Raw genomic sequence first — 20,534 nt, forward strand, 5'->3', positions numbered from 1 at the left:
GTCGTCTGCGTCTTTGGTCGCAGAGACGGGGCGGGAGTGTGGTGATAATCTGGCCACTCACACGGGGCGAGCTTGTTAATACGGGCGAAAACGTGTAGTTTTTTGCCTTCTCAAGAATTGAATAACCAATCAACTAGGAGCGTGTATGCGCATTGTTCTGTTGGGAGCTCCGGGCGCCGGCAAGGGTACCCAGGCTCAGTTCATCATGGAAAAACACGGTATTCCGCAGATCTCCACCGGCGACATGCTGCGTGCGGCGATCAAAGCGGGTACCGAGCTGGGCCTCAAGGCCAAAGCCGTGATGGACGCAGGTCAGCTCGTCTCCGACGACATCATCATCGGCCTGGTCAAAGAACGCATCGCGCAACCGGATTGCGCCAACGGCTTCCTGCTGGACGGCTTCCCCCGCACCATTCCCCAGGCGCAAGCCATGAAGGATGCCGGTGTGACCGTGGACTTCGTGCTGGAGTTCGACGTGCCGGACGAAGAGATCGTCAAGCGCATGAGCGGCCGCCGCGTGCACTCCGGCTCCGGCCGTACCTACCACGTGGTGTTCAACCCGCCGAAAGTGGAAGGCAAGGATGACGTGACCGGTGAAGATCTGGTGATCCGTGCCGACGACGAAGAGACCACAGTGCGCAAGCGTCTGGATGTCTACCATCAGCAGACCGCGCCGCTCATCGGTTTCTACGGCAAAGAAGCGGAAGCGGGCAACACCCGTTACGTCAAGATCGACGGCACCCAGCCGGTGGATCTGGTCAGCCAGCAACTGGCCGCCATTCTCGGTTAAGCCATTCAGGGCCGGCAGGACGCAGCCGTTCGCCGGCTGGCTACGAGAGTGAGAAAAGGGTCCATACCGGGCCCTTTCTTGCATTCCATTCCCACGACACAGAACGACAGGATGCTAACGTGACCACGAAAACCGGGATCTTGCTGGTCAATCTGGGTACCCCGGCCGCGCCGACCACGGCGGCGGTCAAGGCGTTTCTCAGCCAGTTTCTGCACGATCAGCGGGTCGTCGACCTGCCGCGCTACCTCTGGTGCCCCCTGCTTCACTTCATCATCCTGCCGACCCGCTCCCCCAAGGTGGCCAAGCTCTATCAGCAGGTATGGACCGAGCAGGGTTCCCCCCTGATGGTCATCAGCCAGCAGCAGCGCGCGGCCCTGGAGCACGAGCTCAAGCGGGAAGGGGTCGAGGTGCCGGTGGCGCTCGCCATGACCTATGGCGCCCCGTCGCTGGCCGATGGCTGGCAGGCCCTCAAGGCCCAGGGGGTCAACCGGGTGATCCTGCTGCCGCTCTATCCCCAGTATTCGGTCAGTACCACCGCCTCGGTATTCGACGCCTGGGCCAGGGCGATGAAAACCGAACGCAATCTGCCGGTGGTGCGGCTCATCCGCGATTACCATGCCCACCCGGAGTACATCCAGGCGCTGGCCATGAGCGTGCGTCGCCACTGGGAGCAGCACGGCCAGGGGGAGCATCTGCTGATGTCCTTCCACGGCATTCCCGAGCGCTACGAGCGGGAAGGGGATCCTTATGGTCATCAATGCAGGCGCACCGCCGCCCTGCTGGCGGAGGCGCTGGGGCTGGCCCCGGAGCAGTGGACCGCGAGCTTCCAGTCCCGCTTTGGCAAGGAGGAGTGGCTCAAGCCCTACACGGACCTGACCGTGGGCGACTTGCCCTCTCGCGGCGTCAAGCGGCTCGATGTCATCTGCCCGGCCTTCTCGGCGGATTGCCTCGAGACCCTGGAGGAGATCCAGGTGCAGAACCGGGAGATCTTCATGGCCGCCGGTGGCGAGCAGTTTGAATACATCCCGGCCCTCAACAGCGATCAGGCCCATATCCGCATGATGGTTTCCCTCATCTGTCGCGAGCTGGCATGATGGCCGTTCTCATCCGGCGCCCGACGTGGCGGACGTTCGGATTCAACGATAAAGGAGTGTCCTGATGATGCATATCACGCTGATTTACGCCGGCCTGCTCGGGCTCTTGTTCCTGCTGCTCTCCTTCTGGGTGGTCAAGCGCCGCGCCCAGTTCAGGGTGATGATAGGGGAGGGAGAAGCCCCCGAGATGCTGGCCGCGATCCGCGCCCACGGCAACTTTGCCGAGTACGTGCCTCTCACCCTGCTGCTGATGGCCCTGTGCGAACTGGCGGGGGTCGGGTCGCTCTGGCTGCACCTGGGCGGTGTGCTGCTGCTGGTGGGTCGCATCCTGCATGCCATCGGCATCCAGATCCCCAGGGCTCCCAACATGCCGCGCCTCTTCGGCACCCTCTTCTTCTGGCTGTCGCTGGGGATTTTCTCGGTGCTGGCCCTGGCGCAGGGGCTCTCGGCAAGCTGAATGTCATCCCGCAACACCACCCCGCCACGGGGTGGTTTTTTGTGGCAGCCAAGTCAAACGTTTTCCTCGCAAACCCTTGTCTATACTGACCTCAAAATTCAATCGTGCGACTTTTCGGCGTGGTGGATTGTGTTAAAATCCCGCCCCTCTTTTCCCCAGAGCACAGAAGATTGCCATGAAATTTCCCGGTCAGCGCAAGTCCAAACACTACTTCCCGGTCGACAGACGTGATCCCCTGATCCCGCAGAATTCCCAGCTCACCGAACTGGGCAAGGCCTATGTAGTGGGCATCGATCAGACTCTGGTGGATATCGAAGCCCATGTGGACGAAGACTTCCTGAACCGGTACGGCCTGAGCAAGGGCCACTCCATGCTCATCTCCGACGAGGTGGCGGAGATGGTCTACGACGAGCTCAAGGCCAACAACATGGTGGTGAGCGAATTTGCCGGTGGCACCATCGGCAACACCATGCACAACTACTCCGTGCTGGCGGACTCCCACTCCATCCTGCTTGGCGTCATGAGCCAGGACATCCGCATCGGCAGCTATGCCTACCGCTATCTGTGCAACACCTCCTCCCGGGTCAACCTCGACTACCTGCAGCCGGTGGACGGCCCGGTCGGGCGCTGCTTCACCTTCATCACCGAAGGGGGAGAGCGCAGCTTTGGCATCAACGCCGGCAAGATGGATCACCTGGACGTGGCGCACATCCCCGAGACCATCATCAAGGAGGCCTCGGCCCTGGTGATCACCGCCTACCTGGTGCGCGGCGCCGACGGCACCCCCATGAAGGAGGCCGCCATGGCCGCGGTGCGCTATGCCCGTGAGGCCGGGGTGCCCGTGGTGCTGACCCTGGGCACCCGCTTCGTCATCGACGAGAATCCCCAGTGGTGGCGCGATTTCATCAGCGAGAACGTGACCGTGCTCGCCATGAACGAGGACGAGGCGGAGGCCCTGACCGGGATAAAGGATCCCCTCGGCGCGGCCGACAAGGCGCTGGACTGGGCGGACATGGTGCTCTGCACCGCCGGCCCCATCGGCCTCTACATGGCGAGCTACACCGACGAGGACTACAAGCGCGAGACCACCCACACCCTGCTGCCCGGCGTCATCCCCGAATTCAACATGTACGAGTTCAGCCGCCCCATGGCCCGGGACAAGTGCCGCAAGCCTGCGCGTATCTACTCCCACATCTCCCCCTACATGGGCGGCCCGGAGAAGATCAAGAACACCAACGGGGCAGGGGACGGTGCGCTGTCCGCCGTGCTGCACGACATGGTGGCGAACGCCTACCACCGCATGAACGTGCCGAACTCCGCCAAGCATCTCTCGGAATTCCTGACCTACTCCTCTCTGGCCCAGGTGTGCAAGTACGCCAACCGGGTGAGCTACGAGGTGCTGGCCCAGAGCAGCCCGCGCCTTTCCCGCGGGTTGCCGGAGAAGGAAGACAGCCTGGAAGAGGTGTACTGGGAGCGGTGATACCTCTTCCTGTCGACCACGAGAAAGGGTGCCACTGGGCACCCTTTCTTGTTTTTGGGGCTGGATCATGTTTTTGGCATCGCTTTTGCTGACATCGTGGACAGCCCGCGTCGCGGCGGCATACCTTGTGTTAAGGATATGTAGCTGCTGCGGGGCGAGGGTATGTTGAGACAATGGAGTATCGGTCGGCGTCTGTCGCTGGTGACCCTGATGGTGCTGGCGCTGCTGGGACTGCTGCTGTTCTTCTGCCTGCAGATCTATCAGCAGGGGTTGATGGGGGAGAAGAGCCGCCAGACCCAGGCCCAGGTGGAGACCGCCTACAGTCTGGTGGCGGGGCTGGAAGCCAGGGTGCGCAAGGGGGAGCTGGACGAGGCGAGCGCCAAGGCCGAGGCGCTGGCGCTGATCAAGGGGTTGCGTTACGGCAACGATGACTACTTCTGGATCAACGACAGCCACCCCACCATGGTGATGCACCCCATGAAACCCGAGCTGGACGGCAAGGATCTCTCCGGGGTGGAGGACAAGCAGGGGCTCAGGCTGTTCGTCGCCTTCGCCGATCTGGCCCGGGCCCAGGGCGCGGGGGAGGTGGCCTACTACTGGCCCAAGCCGGGGGTGGACGAACCGGTACGCAAGATCTCCTACATCAAGCGCTTCGCCCCCTGGGACTGGATCATCGGCACCGGCGTCTATGTGGACGACGTCGAGGCCCAGTATCGGGAGGTGCTGCACACCCTGCTGGGGATCGGGCTGGTGCTGGCCCTCCTGCTGTTTGCCGTGGTCGGCCTCATTGTGCGCAGCATCGTCGTGCCCCTCTCCCGCTCGGTCTCGGCCCTTGGCAACATCGCCAGGGGGGAGGGGGATCTGCGGGTACGTCTGCCGGAGTCGGGGCGTGACGAGCTGAGCCAGCTCAGCATCAACTTCAACCTCTTCGCCAGCCAGATGGCGCAGCTGGTGGCCCGCAGCCAGCATATAGCGGATCAGAACCGGGTGCATGCCCACCAGCTGGCCGAGGTGGTGGAGCGTACAGGCGCCATCGTCACCGGCCAGGAGCAGGATACCCTGCGGGTGGCCAGCGCCATGGAGCAGATGACGGTGAGTAGCCGCGAAGTGGGCCAGCACGCGGCCCAGGCCGCCGACGCGGCGGACTCGGCCCTCAATCTGGCCCAGCATGGCCGCGAGGTGGTGGTCCAGACCCGGGAGTCCATCAGCCAGTTGGCGGACGAGATGGTGGAGACGGTGCAGGCGGTGAGCCGCCTCGAGCAGGAGACTCAGCAGATTGGCTCCGTGCTCGACGTCATTCGCGGGGTGGCGGAGCAGACCAACCTGCTGGCCCTCAACGCCGCCATTGAAGCGGCACGGGCCGGGGAGCAGGGGCGCGGCTTTGCGGTGGTCGCCGACGAGGTGCGTACCCTGGCGACCCGCACCCACAGCTCCACCGACGAGATCCGGCAGATGATCCAGCGGCTGCAGGAGGGGGCCGGCAAGGTGGTCAGCGGCATCAGCCAGTTGCAGCAGCTCTCCCGCGCGACGGCGGACAGGGCCGGCGATGCGGATGTCGCCATCAATGCCATCGATGGATCCGTCCACACCATTACTGCGATGAATGGGCAGATTGCCACGGCGGCGGCGGAGCAGAGCCGGGCGGCGGAGGAGATCAACCAGCGGCTGGTGGCCATCACCCAGCTGGCGGCGGATGCCCTGGCCCAGAACCGGCTGACCGAGCAGGCATCCGGGCAACTGGCGCTGGCCTGCGACGAGCTGGGGGCCCTGGTGGCGAAATATCGCATCTGACGGCCTTTATCCCCGCTTTTTCGGGATAAGGCTTGAGTCTGGGGGGCTTTTGGGACACCATCTGCCCCATTCTCGGCCAGCCCTGGCCGACAGCCTGCCATTGCTTTGCAAGAGAGAGACCCCATGAGCAAACTAACTGACAATCTTGACGCCAATTTCCAGCTGTTCATCGAAGAAGTCCGCGAGTCGGGTCAGGTGTGGGGTCTGCGCTACGGTGAAGACTGGGTGGTGTGCCGCTCCGCCGAGTTCGAAGATGCGGACGTGATGCCGCTCTGGTCCGCCGAAGGGGATGCCCGCCTGCACTGCGTGGACGAGTGGGCGGATTACGAGCCGGAAGTGATCGAGCTCGAAGAGTTCCTGGACATCTGGATCAACGATCTGGACGAGGACGATGTGCTGGTCGGCCCGAACTGGAACGCCGATCTGGAAGGTCAGGAGCTCGAGCCCATCGAGCTGGCCAAGGCGCTGGTGGAACTGGACGCCTGAGCCTGCCGTCCTGCCGGATTGTGATGAACCGGCCCCCTTCGGGGGGCCGGTTTTTTTATGGCCGCCATGGGCCATGAAAGGCGATTTGCCTTTGCACCCGTTCCGGGGATGGGTCATCATCAACCCTTTGCCGATCGGGAGGTGCCATGTTTGTCTTTGACGTGACCACGAAGGCGGGGGCGCAGGGGAGGATCCAGGTGCAGGCGCTGGACTGGAGCCAGAGCGGCCCGGTGAGCTTTCAGTGTGACAGCGACGAGCTGGCCCTGGTGCTGCTGAGCGGGTGCCGCTGCGATGCCGTGGGGTACTTCAATCTGCTGGGGGGCTGCAAGCCGCTTTACGTGGAGCAGTGGCTCACCTATTTGCAGGAGCGTGGCCAGCTGGAGAAGGTCACGGCCCGCCAGGAGAGCCCGTCTCAACCCGATTACCTGACCCGGGCCGGGCTGGCGGACGACGAGCTCAATGCCCTGCTCGGCCAGATTTACAAGGTGGCCGGGTTCAACCGCCTGCAGATCAACCGCTACCTCAAACATCGCCACAACCCGACCATGCTGGCGACCCGTTACGATCAGAAGGAGCTGGAGCGTTATCGCCAGCTCAACGACATCATTCTGACCCTGTTGAAGCTGAAACCGTCTCCGTGAAGATCCCCATCTGACCGATCTCCGGTCCCAGCTCCTGGGGCCGGGCGATGAGGTAGCCCTGCAAGCCGTCCACATACATGCTCTGCAGCATCTGCTTCTGGCCTATCTGTTCCACCCCTTCCGCGATCACCAGGCAGCCCATGCGATGGGAGACGTCGACGATCATCCGCACGAACTGCTGGTTGGTGAGATCCTGCTCCAGCTCGGTGATGAGACCGGGGTCCAGCTTGATGTAGTCGGGTTTGAGCTCGCGAAACAGGCTGAAGGAGCCGATCCCCTTGCCGAAGTTGCAGATGGCCGAGCGGCTGCCGTGGCGCCTGAGCAGCTCGAACAGCCGCCTGGACCCGGTCAGGTTGCGCTCCAGGTGCTCCTCGTCGAGCTCGAACACCAGATTGGCCCCGATGTCGGGGTCTTTTTGCAACTGGTGATCCAGCCAGATGAGAAAGGCGCTGTTTTGCAGCAGGGAGCCCGGCAGATTGAGACCCCATCGGCTGTTGTGGCCTCCGAAGGCGCGGTATTGGCGGATGACATGGCGGATCACCATCTGGGTCAGGCGCAGTACCATGTCCAGCCGCTGCGCCATGGCGAGCAGGGTATCGCTTGGCAGCACGGTGCCGTCGCTGCTGCTGAAACGGGGATAGATCTCGTGGTAGGCGAGCATGCCGCGATGCAGGGGCTGGATGGGCTGGCAGGTGAAGCTGATGCTCTCCTGCTCCAGCAGATCGGTCAGCACCTGGGTCCAGTGACGCTGACCCTGCACCTCGACCACCTCGTCGTTCTGCTGGATGGCCCAGCCATTGACCACCTCCGTCTGGGCGCGGGCCAGCGCGAGATCCGCCCGGGCCAGAATGGCCTCTATCTTCTGCTCGCTGCTCAAGCGGGTCATGCCCGAGTAGGCGGCGCTCTCGAGCTCGTGATCGTGCTGATAGCGATCGAAGGCGAGCTTCAGATCCCGTCCCAGCAGATGGGGCGGGATCTGGGCCAGGGGAGGCAGCAGGACGGCAAAATCGGCCCCCGAGATGCGATAGACCCGGTGGCCCGGGAAGCGGCTGACGGTGTGGCTGATGAGGGCGGCGATGTCCCGGATGTAGGCATCCCCGGACTGGAAGCCGCGCTGGGCGTTGAGGGTCCCGAGCTCGGTGGCGCGGATGAGCACCAGGATGGCGGTCTGGGTGTTTTCCTGTTGCAGCAGCTCGGTCAGATCGCGCCGGAAGGCGTGGCGGTTGCCAAGGCCCGTCATCTCGTCCCGGGTCGCCTGATTGTGCAATTCGGTGATCTGGCGGTGGGCATCGATCTCGGCCTCATTGAAGGACGCAAGGAGCTGGCGCAGAGCCGTTTGTGCCTGTACGCTGTCGAGCATGGCGGGATCCCGCTGCTGCAGCGCCAGCAGCCAGCGTTGCTCCTGCCTTGCCTTTTCCCCACGGCGCACGCTGTGGGTGAGAAAGAGCAGCAGGGCGAATCCCGTCAGGGTGGTCATCAGGACCAGCAGCAGGGTGAGCGGTGAGGCGGGGGGGGCGAGCAGCACTCCCTGCAACAGCAGCATGGGAATGCAGACCAGTGCGCTGACCAGCAGCAGGTTTCCCTCATGTTTATTCAACATCGTTTCATCCTTGATGATGTTCATGATGTAGAAATTCTAACCAAGTCGCTGGCGCAAAACATGAGTACTCACGCAACTCCACGATAAAGCGCCGGCGGAATGCAACTAAATGTGAGTGAAAACACTTTCATGGTCTGTAAAAAAAGCGAAGATGGGTTGAAAACAGCCCCAACAGAGCAGAGGTAGATATGTTGCTAGAACCCGTAGACACCGCCAAAGCACGGCAACTATTGAATCAGAGTATGGCCTTGGTGCTCGCAGGGGGACGGGGCAGCCGCCTGAAGCAGTTGACCGATAACCGCGCCAAGCCCGCCGTCCACTTTGGCGGCAAATTCCGTATCATCGACTTCGTGCTCTCCAACTGCATCAACTCCGGCATCCGCCGGGTGGGTGTGGTGACCCAGTACAAGTCCCACAGCCTGTTGCGCCACCTGCAATCGGGCTGGTCTTTCCTGCGCTACCAGATGAACGAGTTCATCGACTTGCTGCCCGCCCAGCAGCGGGTGGACGAGGTGCATTGGTATCGCGGCACCGCAGACGCCATCTACCAGAACGTCGACATCATCCGTGACTACGGTCCCAAGTACATAGTGGTGCTGGCAGGGGATCACATCTACAAGATGGACTACGCCGCCATGCTGCTGGACCACGTGCGCCTCGGTGCCAAAGTGACGGTGGCCTGTATCGAGGTACCGCGCTGTGAGGCATCGGCTTTCGGCGTGATGGACATCGACGAGCAACGCAAGATCCGCGCCTTCGTGGAGAAACCGGCCAATCCGCCCGCCATGCCGGGCTGCGAGGATCGCTCGCTGGCCTCCATGGGCATCTACATCTTTGAGGCGGAGTACCTCTACCAGTTGCTGGAAGAGGACATCCACAACCAGGAGTCCAAGCACGACTTCGGCATGGACGTGATCCCGCGCATCGTGGGGGAGGGCAAGGCCTTTGCCCACCCGTTCAACATGTCCTGTGTCGGGGCCAAGGAGGGGCAAAAACCCTACTGGCGCGACGTGGGGACCCTGGATTCGTTCTGGGAGGCGAACATGGACCTTGCCTCCGTGGTGCCCGAGCTCGACATCTATGACGAGAACTGGCCCATCTGGACCAGCCAGAACATGTCGCCCCCGGCCAAGTTCGTGCAGGACAGAAACGGCCAGCACGGCATGACCATCAACTCCATGTTCGCGGGGGGCTCCATCGTGAGCGGCTCCTTCGTGCTCAACTCGGTGCTGTTCACCAACGTGCGGGTGCACTCCTTCTGTACCCTGGATCAGGCGGTGATCTTCCCTGGGGTCGAGATCGGGGCTGGTTGCCGCTTGCGCCGGGTGGTGGTGGACAAGGGGTGCAAGCTGCCAGACGGCCTGGTGGTGGGGGAGAACGCGGACGAGGATGCACGCCGCTTCTACCGCTCCGAGCAGGGCATCGTGCTGGTGACCAAGCCGATGCTGGCCAAGCTCGGCTAACTTCGTCGACACAGACAAAAAAAGGGAGCCCTGGGCTCCCTTTCTATTGGTGGTCGATTTATTTCTCGCTGACCAGGGCCTTGCCGGCCATCACCATGGCGGTGCCATGCTTGCCACCGGCGGCGGTCACTTGCGGGACACCATCTTCGTCGGTGTCGCTGCCGGCACCCTCGATGACGTTCTCGCCGGAGTCGCCGATCCACTCGGCCATCTGCATGCCGCCGTTGACGGTGCCGCGGAACCAGCTCACGTAGCGCTGGGTCAGCTGTGCCAGCTCCAGCTCGGGTGCCTTCTCGGCCCCTTCGTTGCGCAGGTTCAGCATGGCAGAGCGCAGGGCGCCGGAGATGGCGGCCTGGGTCCAGGGGGTGTATTCACCCTGCTTGCCGGCGAGCCAGGTACCGGCCTTGGCATTGAAGTAGGCCTTGTCGGCGGCGATGAAGAGCTCGCGCGCCGCGGTGCGGTACTTGGCATCCGAGGTGGCCAGGAAGGCGGCAGTCAGGCCACGGATGGCGGCGAACTGGGCGTCGATGGACTGACCGGCGTCAAGCTTGCCGCCCAGGGTCAGACCGTCATGGACCAGGCCGTTCTTGCCCTTGAGGTTGGCGAGGATGAAATCAGCCTGCTTGCGGACCAGTGCGATCGCCTGCTCACCCTGCGGGGTCTTGAGGTTCAGCTCGCCATTGTCACCGGCGGCGTAACCCACCGGCAGCGCATCCTGGGCGCGCTGGAAGATCTGCAGGGCGACCAGGGCGTAGGCGGCGTCGAAGGTGGTGACGTGCCCGGCCTGTTTGCCAGCCTGCCAGCTGTCGACCAGGGTGCCGGCCTTGGGCTCGAAGTGCAGGGCCAGCAGGTTCTTGAAGGTGAGGTTGGAGAGGTTCAGGGCCAGGGAGAAGGCATCGCTGCCCGCCACCGCCTTGCCCAGATCGTTGGTCTGGTTGGCAGCCGGAGCGGCGGCGAACGGGGCACCGTCAAACACGGCGTGGAAGGCCGGGTTCTGATTGGTGTTGGCCGTGCGCTGATCGCTGAAGGCGTAGAACTCGGAGAGGGGCCACAGCAGCATCCAGGCGTCGCGCAACTGGGCGGAGCCGTCCACGACCTCCAGCTTGCCGATGGCACCGGCGTCGTTCTTGCTGGTCTCGGTCACTTTCACCTGATGAGGGAAGTAGACAACCCCCTTGGCCGGATCGTACTGCGGGGTGATTTTGGCGCCCAGGGTCTTGCCGTCAAAGCCGAGCTGACCTTGCAGGATGGCGAGCTTGTCGATGGACTGCTCGGTCAGCATCATGCCGTTGAAGCCGTCGGCGGCAGAAACCCCCAGCTTGTGCTTGCCGTCCTGATCCATGGTGGCGGACGCGGCTTCCACCTCTTCATCGGTCTCGGCCACGTGCATGCCCCCCAGGAAGTCCTGGGACCACATCACCTCCTTGAGCAGGATGCCGCCCACGGCGGCCGGGACCAGCAGGTTGTCACTGCCGCTCCAGCGCAGGGTAGCGTAGTCGCGGAAGTAGGCGGGGACCTGGGTCTTGACGCTCTTCTCGTTGCCCTTGGCGGTCTTGATGGTGATCTGGTCACCGTTGACCGGGGTGGCGTTCACGGCCTGGGCGAACTCCGGGTTGGCGGAGGCGTAGGGCAGGGAGAGGGGATACATGCCCTGGGGAATTTCATCGGCGGGGAAGCCGACGGCCTCTGCCATGGCCAGTACCCGTTTGCCCAGGTCGGCCAGGGTGCCGCCACGGGCCTGGTTTTGCGGCCCGTTTACCAGATGGGGGCCCATGCCGGACTGGTAGTTGAGGGCGTACATTGCCTCTTCGGAGTATTCATAGGATTCGATGCCGGCGGCGAAGTCGAACGGGGTCGGCTCGTCGGCGCGGTTGGCGTCCAGCACATCCAGATCCAGACCGAGGGCCTCGGCCAGCGGCTCGCCGGAGAGCTCGAATTCGGTGTAGGCCAGCATGTTGGCGGCGGTGTTGAACGTCTTGTCCTCCACCTTGACGGCAGCCTGTGCGGCGCTGCTGAGGAGTGCGCAGGCGATCGCCTGCACCAGTACGGTTTTTCTCATGTCCTTCTCACCATATTGTTGATTTTATTATGACGCTTCTCATGAATCTAAATGAGAATGGTGTGCATTATGGGGCAAAGGGCGGGGCTTGAGAAGAAAAAAACCGCGCCCCGGTGGGGTGAAGAGGAGAGGCGCGGCGGCAGGTGTCACATCAGTTTGAAGGGGATGACCAGTCGGCCCGGCTCCACCTTGAGGGCTTCGACCTTCTCCTTGATCCGCGCCTCGTTCTGGCGGCTGCCATCGAGCCGGTAGACGGGGGTCTGGGAGAGGAACAGGGAGAGGGACTGGTTGAAGGTGGGCAAGAGCGGGGAGAGGGCGGTGCCCACGTCCGCTGGCTCTGTCTTGACGGAGAGCAATTCGAGATCGCGCAGATAGATGGCGCCCTGCTCGGCCACATAGTCCGGGCGTGCCCGCAGGGAGAGGCGGATCTTCATCTGCTGGCTGCCAAGGGGGCTCGCCACCTGCAGCTCGCCGGCGGCATCCAGCTCGACCTTGTCGGCCTGGCTGCGGCCGATGCGGCTTTGCATGTCATCGAGGCGGATCTTGCTCGACATGATGCCGGGGATCCCCAGCTGTTTCTCGAAGGCGACTCGCTCCTTGAGGTACTGGTTGATCTCCCCTTCGCTGACGCTGTACTGGGTCAGCGAGCAGGCCGCCAGCAGCAGGGCGAAGGGAAGCAGAAGCAGGTGTTTCAACATGGGAGGGTTCCATTTTCGGGGCTGTCACAAGAGGTGGCGCCATCTTAGAGGCAAAGCGGGTTGGCCGCCAGTGGGGCCGCCCTGACCGGTTTCTGTCGCATCCCCCATATGGGGATGGCAATCCGTTTTCATTCGAGTAGCTGTTTCCCTTCACCGCCAGCAGGCCCGCCCTGGCGTCATCTCTGAAGTACCCACAGACAAGCTCCTGTTTTAACGATGCAAAATCCCATTGACCCCGCGATTTCAAAGCGAGTATTTTACCGCCGCACAAAGTCAAATTGATAATCATTATCATTTTGAATCTTCTTTGAGGGTGTTACGTGAAGACTCGAGTAATGGACAATGGCACACCTGCCGAGGCGAAGATGTCGCCTGATTTCTTGTTTACCTCGGGTCAGGGCACGATCAGTGCCACTGACCTGGGGCAACCCATCACCACCCCCGCCTGCGAGTGGCCCCTGCTGGCACAGCAGATAACCCTGGCCCTCGATGCAGCCAGGGCTGCCGGCCAGAGCAACCCCCTGCTCATCGGTGCTTTTGCGTTCGACCCGGCAGAGGCTTCCTGCCTCTATGTGCCCGGCCGCTATGAGCGGGGCGAGAAACTGGCCCCGACAGAGCCGTCATCGGTGACAGCGGCTGAGCAGGCCCCCGAGGCCAACCGGGTCATCTCGGTGCAGAGCACCCCGCCGGCCAGCGAATTTCAGGCCTCGGTCAGCGCGGCGCTGGATGCGTTTGCACAAGGCCGGCTCGCCAAGGTGGTGTTGTCGCGCAAACTCACCCTTACCCTGCACCAGCCTGCCGATCCTAAGCAGGTGATGGCCCGTTTGATGGCCCAGAATCCCCACGCCTTCCACTTCTCCCTGCCGCTCGGCCAGGACCGCCGCCTGCTGGGCGCAAGCCCCGAGCTGCTGCTGCGGGTCAGCGGGGGAGAGGTGTTCACCCATCCGCTGGCGGGCTCCGCCAGACGGGCGAGCGAACCGGCGCAAGATGAAATGGTGGCCCGGGATCTGCTGGCTTCTCGCAAGGATCAGCATGAACACCGCCTCGTGATCGACGAGATCCGCCGGGTGCTGACCCCCCACTGCCGCGAGCTGGCGATCCCCGCTCATCCCTCGCTGATGAGCACGGATACCCTCTGGCATCTGGGCACCCCCATCGCCGGCCGGCTGCACGGCGGTGAGGCATCGGTGCTCTCCTTGGCCTGCCAGCTTCATCCCACCCCGGCCCTGTGCGGCTATCCCACTGATCTGGCCCGCCAGTTCATCCGCGAGCAGGAGCCCTTCCGGCGAGCCCTGTTCAGCGGCATCGTTGGTTGGTGCGACAGCCAGGGCAACGGCGAGTGGGCTGTGGTGATCCGCTGCGGCGTGCTCGATGGCCATCAGGTCGAGCTGTTTGCTGGCGCCGGTATCGTCGCGGGCTCGGATCCCGCCATGGAGTGGGCCGAGACCGGCACCAAGCTGGGCACCATGCTCAAGGCACTGGGCCTGGATTTGGAGGTGGCGCAATGAGCGATACCAACCGCTTCCTGCCCTATACCCGCTGGCCCGAAGAGTTGGCCCAGCTGTACCGCGCCAAGGGCTATTGGCGCGGCGAGCCGCTGACCGCCATGCTGGCGCGTCAGTGCGAGCTGGCCCCCGACGCCGAGGCCATTCTCTGCGGCGGGCGTCGCTTGAGTTATGGCGAGCTGGACGCCGCCTCGAGCCTGCTGGCCGCAAATCTGGCCCGCCACGGCCTGGGGGTGGGGGATACCGCGCTGGTGCAGCTCCCCAATGTGGCCGAGTTCTATCTGGTGTTCTTTGCCCTGCTCAAGGCCGGCATTGCGCCGGTCAACGCGCTCTTTAGCCACAACCGGCTGGAGCTCCTCTCTTATGCCGAGCAGATCACACCGCGCCTCTTTATCGGCTCGCTGGCTCATCCGCTGTTTGCGAGCAAGGGGCGCGAGAGCGAGCTGCTGGCAAGCATCGGCGCCGAGTTGGTGCTGCTGGATGGTGACGCAGGGGCGCTGGGACTGACCCGTTGGTTCGGCGAGGGGGATGAGGGGAGCTCCCCATCCGTTTCTTTTGCCCCGACCCCGGCGAACGAGGTGGCCTTCTTCCAGCTCTCCGGCGGCAGCACCGGCACTCCCAAGCTCATCCCCCGCACCCATGACGACTATTACTACAGCGTGCGCCGCAGCAACGAAATTTGCGGCCTTGACCCACATACCCGCTATCTGTGCGCCCTGCCGGCGCCCCACAACTTCCCCCTGAGCTCCCCTGGCGCCCTCGGGGTGTTCGAGGTGGGTGGCACCGTGGTGCTCGCACCCGATCCCAGCCCCATCAGCTGTTTTCCGCTGATCGCCCGCCACCGGGTCAATCTCACCTCGCTGGTGCCGCCGGCGGTCTCGCTCTGGCTGCAGGCAGCGGAAGCGGATCCCACAGCGCGCACTCAGCTCGAGAGCCTCGACTTGCTGCAAGTGGGCGGCGCCAAGCTGGGGGAGGCGGTGGCCAGCAAGATTGGGCCGCTGCTCGGCTGCCGGCTGCAGCAGGTGTTCGGTATGGCGGAAGGGCTGGTCAACTACACCCGGCTCTCTGATCCCGACGAGAAGGTCATTCACACCCAGGGCCGCCCCATGAGCCCGGACGACGAGGTGCGCATCCTCGATGAGGCGGGCAATCTGGTTGCCCCCGGCGAGCCTGGCGCCCTGCACACCCGCGGCCCCTATACCTTCCGCGGCTACTACCAGAGCCCGGCCCACAACGCCCGGGTGTTCGATGCCGAGGGTTTCTACTGCTCCGGCGATCTGGTGGTACAGGATGCCGATGGTTACCTCACCGTGGTGGGGCGGCAGAAGGATCAGATCAACCGGGGCGGCGAGAAGATCGCGGCGGAAGAGGTGGAAAACCAGCTGCTGCACCACCCGGGCATTACCCATGCGGCCCTGGTCTCCATGCCTGACAGCGCCATGGGGGAGAAGAGCTGCGCCTTTATCGTCAGCACGGATCCCGCCTTGAAGCCGCTGGCCTTGCGCAAGTTTCTGCGCGAGCGCGGGGTGGCGGACTTCAAGCTGCCCGACCGTTTCGAAACTCTGGACGCCCTGCCCATGACGGCGGTGGGCAAGATTGACAAGCAGGGGCTGCGGGCGCGCATTGCGCACGCCATCGCCGCCAACCAGCCTCTACAGCATAAAAACTAGTAAGGAATCATGACGTTATGGCTATCCCAACCCTGAACAATTACGCCATGCCCAGCCAATGGAAGGCCAACAAGGTCGACTGGACCCTGGAGCCCAAACGCGCCGCCCTGCTGATCCACGACATGCAGGAGTACTTCACCGCCTTCTATGGCGAAAACAGCCCGCTGATCGCGGCGCTCACCGAGCAGCTGGCCGCCGTGCGCAAGCAGTGCAAGGCCCTCGGCATCCCGGTCTTCTACACCGCCCAGCCCAAGGATCAATCCCCTGAAGATCGCGCCCTGCTCAACGACATGTGGGGCCCGGGTATCAACAAGCGGCCCGAGCAGCAGCAGGTGGTGGCAGCCCTGCGCCCAGAGCGGGACGATACTGTGCTGGTCAAGTGGCGTTACAGCGCCTTCCAGCGCTCCGAGCTGGAGCAGATGCTCAAAGCGCTGGGACGGGATCAGCTGATCATCGGCGGCATCTACGGCCATATCGGCTGCATGATGACCGCCTGCGACGCCTTCATGCGCGACATCCAGCCCTTCTTCCTGGCGGACGGGGTGGCGGATTTCTCTCTGGCCGATCATCAGATGGCGCTCGACTACGTGGCAACCCGCTGCGGCAAGGTGATCCGCTGCGAGGAGGTGCTGACCCTTGCTCCGGCTTCCGCTTCTGCCGCCCAGCCCACCAATCCCTTGCTGACCAATCCGTTGCTGACCTACGAGGGGCTCAAGGCGCGGCTGCTGAGTCATATCGACGAGGACGAAGATGAGTTTGACCCCGACGAGAACCTCATCGACTACGGTCTGGATTCTGTGCGGATCATGGCCCTGCTCACCGAGTGGCGCGCCGCCGGGGTGGATCTCGGCTTCGTGGATCTCGCCAAGTTGCCGACCCTCAACGGCTGGTGGCGCCTCATCGAGGCCAGGCTGGCAGCCCAGGCGCTGGAGGTGACCCCATGAACCGCTTCCCCTTGACCATCCCCCAGCAGGGGCTCTGGTCCGGACATCTGCTCAACGACGACAAGGCGATGTTCAACACCGCCGAGTGCATCGCCTTCGACGGCAAGGTCGAGGCGGCCGTGCTGGCCGCGGCCCTTGCCAAGGCGGTAGGGGAGTGCGAGGCGCTCAAGGGCCACTTCGAAGACGATAAGGAGGCGGTCTGCTTCGTCTCGCATGAGCTGCCCCTGGCCTATGAAGAAATCTCCCTCGAGCACGATGACGAGACGCTGGCCCGCGCCTGGGCCTGGGCCGATCTGCGCCGCCCGTTCGAGTTGACCCAAGAGGCGCCCTGCCGTTTCGCCCTGCTGCGCGGCCCCGGACGCGATTATCTCTACAGCTGCGTGCACCACATCGCCCTCGACGGCTTTGGCACCACCTTGCTGTTCCAGCGCATCGCCGAACTGTATGCACAGGGGCTGGCCGGTGAGATGAACTCCCCATCTCCCTTCGGCTCGTTGGCTGAAGTGCTGGCAGAAGAGGCGAGCCGCGAGCAGAGCGGCAAGAACGACGCCGCCCGCGCCTTCTGGCAGGAGCAGCTGCAAGGCTGGCCCGAGGTGAAGTCCTTTGGCGAGACCCGCGCACCGATTGCCGCCGAATTTATCCGCGAGAGCCGCCCGCTGCCGGCGGCGCTCTGGCAATCCCTGACCGGCTTTGCCGACGAGCACAAGCTGGGCTGGCCCGATCTGCTGCTGGCCGGCCTCTCTGCCCAGCTGTCGCTGTCGAGCGGCCAGGATAAGACCCTGCTCGGCCTGATGATGATGAACCGCATCGGCTCGGCGTCGCTGACCGTGCCCTGCATGCAGATGAACATCACCCCCCTTGCTCTGGAGCTCGAAGAGGGGCTGAGTCTGGCGGAGGCCGCCGGCGCCGTGGCCAAGGCCAAGCGCGGGGTGCGCAAACATCAGCACTACCGCTACGAACTGCTGCGCCGTGACCTTGGCCTGGTGGGGGGCGACAAGCGCCTGTTCGGCCCGCTGGTCAACATCATGCCGTTCGATCACGCTCGCCGCTTCGGGCCGTTATCTGCCCATATTCTCAACATCAGCGCCGGCCCGGTGGAGGATCTCACTATCGAGGTGCAGGTCGGCGTCGATGGCCAGCCCAGACTGGATCTGGACGCCAACCCCGGCTGCTACCAGCAGGCCGATCTGGCAGCCATCGCCGATACCCTGTTTGCCCTGCTGGGCCGCTGGCTGGCCGAGCCCGCCCAGACCCTGGGGACCCTCAAGGCCGACTGGCTGGCCGAGCAGCGAGCCAGCGCCCTGATCGCCGGCCCCTCCCATGAAGCTCTCCAGGTGCGGCCGGTGCTGGAGGCGCTCTGCCACTTCGCCGCTCAGACCCCGGACAAGATAGCGCTGGAGCAGGGAGAGGCCCGCTTCAGCTATGAGGCGCTGCTGGCCAGAGCCGAACAGATGGCGGCCGCCCTGCAGGCCGCAGGCGTCGCCCCCGGCGACAAGGTGGGGGTCATGCTGGCGCGTACCCCCCAGGCCATCTTCGCCCAGCTGGCGGTGCTGCTGGCGGGCGCCGTCTATGTGCCGCTCGATCCCGAGCAGCCCCTGGAGCGTCAGGGCCATATCCTGCGGCTGGGGGAGGTCAAGACCCTGATCACCCAGGCCGAGTACCGCCACAAGCTGGCCAGCCTGTTTGAGGGGCGCACCCTGCTGGCGGGGGATCTGGTGAGCGGTGATCGGCTCAACCAGCCGGCCGCCGGCCGCGCCGTCGCCTACCTGATGTTCACCTCGGGTTCGACCGGTCTGCCCAAAGGGGTGGCGGTGAGCCACGGCGCGCTGGATCACTTCGCCGCCGCCGCCCGCTGCCGCTATCACCTGGATGAAGAGGCGCGGATGTTGCAATTCGCCCCCTTCAACTTCGACGCCAGTATCGAGGAGGTGTTCGCCACCTTGAGCGCCGGTGCCACCCTGGTGCTGCGCACCGACGCCTTGCTCGAATCCATGCCCGCCTTTGCGGCCGGGGTGGAGCAGATGGGGATCACCCACCTCGACCTGCCCACCGCGTTCTGGAACGAGTGGGTGGTGGCGCTGACGGCGGGTCAGGCCCACATTCCTGCCAATCTGGCCACCGTCATCATCGGCGGCGAGGCTGTCTACCCCGAGCAACTGGCCCAGTGGCAGCGCCAGGGCCGCTCCGATGTGCGCCTGTTCAACACCTACGGCCCCACCGAGACCACAGTGGTGGTGACCACCCATGAGCTGCAACAGGAGGACCCGAGCCAGGCCAAGTTGCCCATCGGCCTGCCGCTGCCCGGCATGCAGGCGCTCATTCTGGGGGCGGGGGAGCAACCTGCCGAGGAAGGAGAGCTGGTGCTGCTCGGCCCACAACTGGCCAATGGTTACGTGGGCGGTGTGCAAGGGAGCTTTGGCACTCTGCGGGTTGGCGCGGAGCAGATGCCCGTCTATCGCACCGGCGATCGGGTGCGCTTGGTGGCCGGCCGGCTGGTCTACCTCGGTCGGCGCGACAACGAATTCAAGATAAGCGGCTATCGCATCCAGCCCGGCGAGGTGGAGGCCCAGCTGCTGGCCCTGCCCGGGGTGGACGAGGCCTGCGTGCAGGGGGTGAGCATCGGCAGCGTGCGCCGGCTGGTGGCCTTCGTGGCGGGGCCGGAGCGCGACAGCCGGGTCATCAAGGCGCAGCTCGCCAGGGTGTTGCCCGCCGCCATGATCCCCACCGACTATCGCCACTATGACCAGCTGCCCCGCACCGGCTCCAACAAGCTGGATCGCAAGGCCCTGCTGGTCGCCTACCAGGCGGGCGGCGAAGCCCTGACCCTGGGCAGTGAGACCGAGAACCGAGTCGGCGCCATCTGGCAGCAGATCCTGGGGCTCGCCACCATGGCGCCCACGGACAACTTCTTCGAACTGGGGGGCCAGTCCCTGCAGACCATCCAGATAGTCAACCGGCTCGGCGCCGAGTTCGGGGTGCAGGTCAAGGTCTCCGACGTGTTCGATCACCCGCGTCTCGACGACTTCTGCCGTTTCCTCGACGGCCTGCTTGCCGAGGATGAAGAGAGCGTGGAGATGGTGTGGTGATGAGCAAGGAGCAACAAGCAATGGCCTTTGATTTTACTGGCAAGCGGGTCTGGGTGACCGGGGCCGGGCGCGGCATCGGCCGCGAGGTGGCGACGCAGTTCGTGGCGGCTGGCGCCGCCGTGGTGGGGCTGGATCTGGCGTTTCCCGAAGCCGACTACCCCTATGCCACCCGGCTGCTCGATATCGGCGACTCGCAGGCGGTCAACGCCTGCTGCGCAGCGCTGCTGGCGGACGGCGGGCTCGATGTGCTGGTGAACGGGGCCGGGGTCTTGCGCCTCGGTCCCACCGAAACCTTAAGCGATGATGACTGGCACGACTGCATGACGGTCAACGCCAGCGGCGTCTTCTATCTGCTGCGGGCCCTGGTGCCCCACTTCAAGGAGCAGCGGCGCGGCGCCATCGTCACCATCGGCTCCAACGCGGCCCATGTGCCGCGCATGCAGATGGCGGCCTATTGCGCCTCCAAGGCGGCGGTCACCAGCCTGACCCAGACGGTGGGGCTGGAGCTGGCCCCCTTCGGCGTGCGCGCCAACCTGGTGTCGCCGGGCTCGACGGATACCCCCATGCTGCGCGGCATGCTGCCAAGCGAGGAGGCCATGGCCCGCACCATTGCCGGGTTGCCGGAGCAGTTCAAGCTCGGTATCCCCCTGCGCAAGGTCGCCACCCCGGCGGAGATCGCCCATACCGTCCTCTTCCTGGCCTCGGATCTGGCCAGCCACATCACGCTGCAGGATCTGGTCGTCGACGGCGGCGCCACCCTGAGTGCCTGA

Annotated in this window: 16 protein-coding genes; 13 read left to right on the forward strand and 3 right to left on the reverse strand. The window is 64.3% G+C overall.

The annotated features are described in order from the left end of the window. The first annotated feature begins 145 nt into the window (after positions 1–145). From adk to ACVDHI_RS05405, 7 genes are all read left to right on the forward strand, one after another. The gene (gene adk, locus ACVDHI_RS05375; protein ID WP_010674422.1) at positions 146–790 is read left to right on the forward strand and encodes an adenylate kinase; all 645 of its coding nucleotides are present in this window, start codon (positions 146–148) and stop codon (positions 788–790) included. 119 nt (positions 791–909) lie between these two features. Then, a complete protein-coding gene (hemH, locus tag ACVDHI_RS05380; RefSeq protein ID WP_042882436.1) occupies positions 910–1,884 on the forward strand; it encodes a ferrochelatase in 975 nt (324 codons plus the stop codon). Positions 1,885–1,948: 64 nt separating this feature from the next. Next, complete coding sequence (locus tag ACVDHI_RS05385) at positions 1,949–2,341, forward strand: MAPEG family protein (RefSeq protein WP_069784834.1); 393 nt, start codon at positions 1,949–1,951, stop codon at positions 2,339–2,341. A gap of 175 nt (positions 2,342–2,516) precedes the next feature. Then, positions 2,517–3,821, forward strand: coding sequence for an inosine/guanosine kinase (locus ACVDHI_RS05390; protein WP_447211820.1), 1,305 nt, complete (start codon positions 2,517–2,519; stop codon positions 3,819–3,821). A gap of 162 nt (positions 3,822–3,983) precedes the next feature. Then, positions 3,984–5,612: a methyl-accepting chemotaxis protein gene (locus tag ACVDHI_RS05395; RefSeq protein WP_042017275.1), complete on the forward strand. Its 1,629-nt coding sequence runs from the start codon at positions 3,984–3,986 to the stop codon at positions 5,610–5,612. Positions 5,613–5,735: 123 nt separating this feature from the next. After that, on the forward strand, positions 5,736–6,098 hold the full coding sequence (locus tag ACVDHI_RS05400; protein WP_010674427.1) for a DUF2750 domain-containing protein: 363 nt from the start codon (positions 5,736–5,738) through the stop codon (positions 6,096–6,098). Between the two features lie 146 nt (positions 6,099–6,244). Further along, on the forward strand, positions 6,245–6,739 hold the full coding sequence (locus tag ACVDHI_RS05405; RefSeq protein WP_010674428.1) for a hypothetical protein: 495 nt from the start codon (positions 6,245–6,247) through the stop codon (positions 6,737–6,739). On the opposite strand, the gene ACVDHI_RS05410 is transcribed toward ACVDHI_RS05405, so the two are convergent. Continuing rightward, the gene (locus ACVDHI_RS05410; protein WP_103254841.1) at positions 6,702–8,339 is read right to left on the reverse strand and encodes an EAL domain-containing protein; all 1,638 of its coding nucleotides are present in this window, start codon (positions 8,337–8,339) and stop codon (positions 6,702–6,704) included. The two genes, ACVDHI_RS05405 and ACVDHI_RS05410, sit on opposite strands and share 38 nt — an antisense overlap. Positions 8,340–8,527: 188 nt before the next feature. On the opposite strand from ACVDHI_RS05410, the gene glgC reads away from it, so the two are divergent. After that, complete coding sequence (gene glgC, locus ACVDHI_RS05415) at positions 8,528–9,802, forward strand: glucose-1-phosphate adenylyltransferase (protein ID WP_039038908.1); 1,275 nt, start codon at positions 8,528–8,530, stop codon at positions 9,800–9,802. Between the two features lie 58 nt (positions 9,803–9,860). Here glgC and ACVDHI_RS05420 read toward each other — a convergent pair whose 3' ends face one another. Both ACVDHI_RS05420 and ACVDHI_RS05425 read right to left on the reverse strand, forming a co-directional pair. Further along, positions 9,861–11,861, reverse strand: a complete 2,001-nt coding sequence (locus tag ACVDHI_RS05420) for a hypothetical protein (RefSeq protein ID WP_202007125.1) — start codon at positions 11,859–11,861, stop codon at positions 9,861–9,863. A 146-nt stretch (positions 11,862–12,007) separates the two neighbouring features. After that, on the reverse strand, positions 12,008–12,559 hold the full coding sequence (locus tag ACVDHI_RS05425; RefSeq protein ID WP_039038906.1) for a lipoprotein: 552 nt from the start codon (positions 12,557–12,559) through the stop codon (positions 12,008–12,010). Between the two features lie 320 nt (positions 12,560–12,879). On the opposite strand from ACVDHI_RS05425, the gene ACVDHI_RS05430 reads away from it, so the two are divergent. Genes ACVDHI_RS05430 through amoA form a run of 5 tightly spaced genes read left to right on the forward strand, consistent with a single transcriptional unit; the run spans position 12,880 to position 20,534 of the window. After that, entirely contained in the window at positions 12,880–14,067 is a 1,188-nt protein-coding gene (locus tag ACVDHI_RS05430; protein ID WP_447211821.1) for an isochorismate synthase, read from the forward strand. Then, entirely contained in the window at positions 14,064–15,734 is a 1,671-nt protein-coding gene (locus ACVDHI_RS05435; protein ID WP_447211822.1) for a (2,3-dihydroxybenzoyl)adenylate synthase, read from the forward strand. The genes ACVDHI_RS05430 and ACVDHI_RS05435 overlap by 4 nt, the downstream gene beginning before the upstream one ends. A gap of 17 nt (positions 15,735–15,751) precedes the next feature. Continuing rightward, a complete protein-coding gene (gene amoB / locus ACVDHI_RS05440) occupies positions 15,752–16,678 on the forward strand; it encodes an amonabactin biosynthesis bifunctional protein AmoB (protein ID WP_447211823.1) in 927 nt (308 codons plus the stop codon). Continuing rightward, positions 16,675–19,764, forward strand: coding sequence for an amonabactin biosynthesis non-ribosomal peptide synthetase AmoF (gene amoF / locus ACVDHI_RS05445; protein WP_447211824.1), 3,090 nt, complete (start codon positions 16,675–16,677; stop codon positions 19,762–19,764). Before amoB ends, amoF begins: the two co-directional genes overlap by 4 nt. 20 nt (positions 19,765–19,784) lie before the next feature. After that, entirely contained in the window at positions 19,785–20,534 is a 750-nt protein-coding gene (gene amoA / locus ACVDHI_RS05450; RefSeq protein WP_447211825.1) for an amonabactin biosynthesis protein AmoA, read from the forward strand.

The sequence above is a fragment of the Aeromonas sp. 25-248 genome, from assembly GCF_053005425.1.

What these genes read in the sequence shown, in the direction of transcription:
- adk (WP_010674422.1), top strand. Translation starts at nt 146, where the DNA reads ATGCGCATTGTTCTGTTGGGAGCTCCGGGCGCCGGCAAGGGTACCCAG.
- ACVDHI_RS05385 (WP_069784834.1), top strand. Translation starts at nt 1,949, where the DNA reads ATGATGCATATCACGCTGATTTACGCCGGCCTGCTCGGGCTCTTGTTC.
- ACVDHI_RS05390 (WP_447211820.1), top strand. Translation starts at nt 2,517, where the DNA reads ATGAAATTTCCCGGTCAGCGCAAGTCCAAACACTACTTCCCGGTCGAC.
- ACVDHI_RS05395 (WP_042017275.1), top strand. Translation starts at nt 3,984, where the DNA reads ATGTTGAGACAATGGAGTATCGGTCGGCGTCTGTCGCTGGTGACCCTG.
- ACVDHI_RS05400 (WP_010674427.1), top strand. Translation starts at nt 5,736, where the DNA reads ATGAGCAAACTAACTGACAATCTTGACGCCAATTTCCAGCTGTTCATC.
- ACVDHI_RS05405 (WP_010674428.1), top strand. Translation starts at nt 6,245, where the DNA reads ATGTTTGTCTTTGACGTGACCACGAAGGCGGGGGCGCAGGGGAGGATC.
- ACVDHI_RS05410 (WP_103254841.1), bottom strand. Translation starts at nt 8,339, where the DNA reads ATGTTGAATAAACATGAGGGAAACCTGCTGCTGGTCAGCGCACTGGTC.
- glgC (WP_039038908.1), top strand. Translation starts at nt 8,528, where the DNA reads ATGTTGCTAGAACCCGTAGACACCGCCAAAGCACGGCAACTATTGAAT.
- ACVDHI_RS05420 (WP_202007125.1), bottom strand. Translation starts at nt 11,861, where the DNA reads ATGAGAAAAACCGTACTGGTGCAGGCGATCGCCTGCGCACTCCTCAGC.
- ACVDHI_RS05425 (WP_039038906.1), bottom strand. Translation starts at nt 12,559, where the DNA reads ATGTTGAAACACCTGCTTCTGCTTCCCTTCGCCCTGCTGCTGGCGGCC.
- ACVDHI_RS05435 (WP_447211822.1), top strand. Translation starts at nt 14,064, where the DNA reads ATGAGCGATACCAACCGCTTCCTGCCCTATACCCGCTGGCCCGAAGAG.
- amoB (WP_447211823.1), top strand. Translation starts at nt 15,752, where the DNA reads ATGGCTATCCCAACCCTGAACAATTACGCCATGCCCAGCCAATGGAAG.
- amoF (WP_447211824.1), top strand. Translation starts at nt 16,675, where the DNA reads ATGAACCGCTTCCCCTTGACCATCCCCCAGCAGGGGCTCTGGTCCGGA.
- amoA (WP_447211825.1), top strand. Translation starts at nt 19,785, where the DNA reads ATGGCCTTTGATTTTACTGGCAAGCGGGTCTGGGTGACCGGGGCCGGG.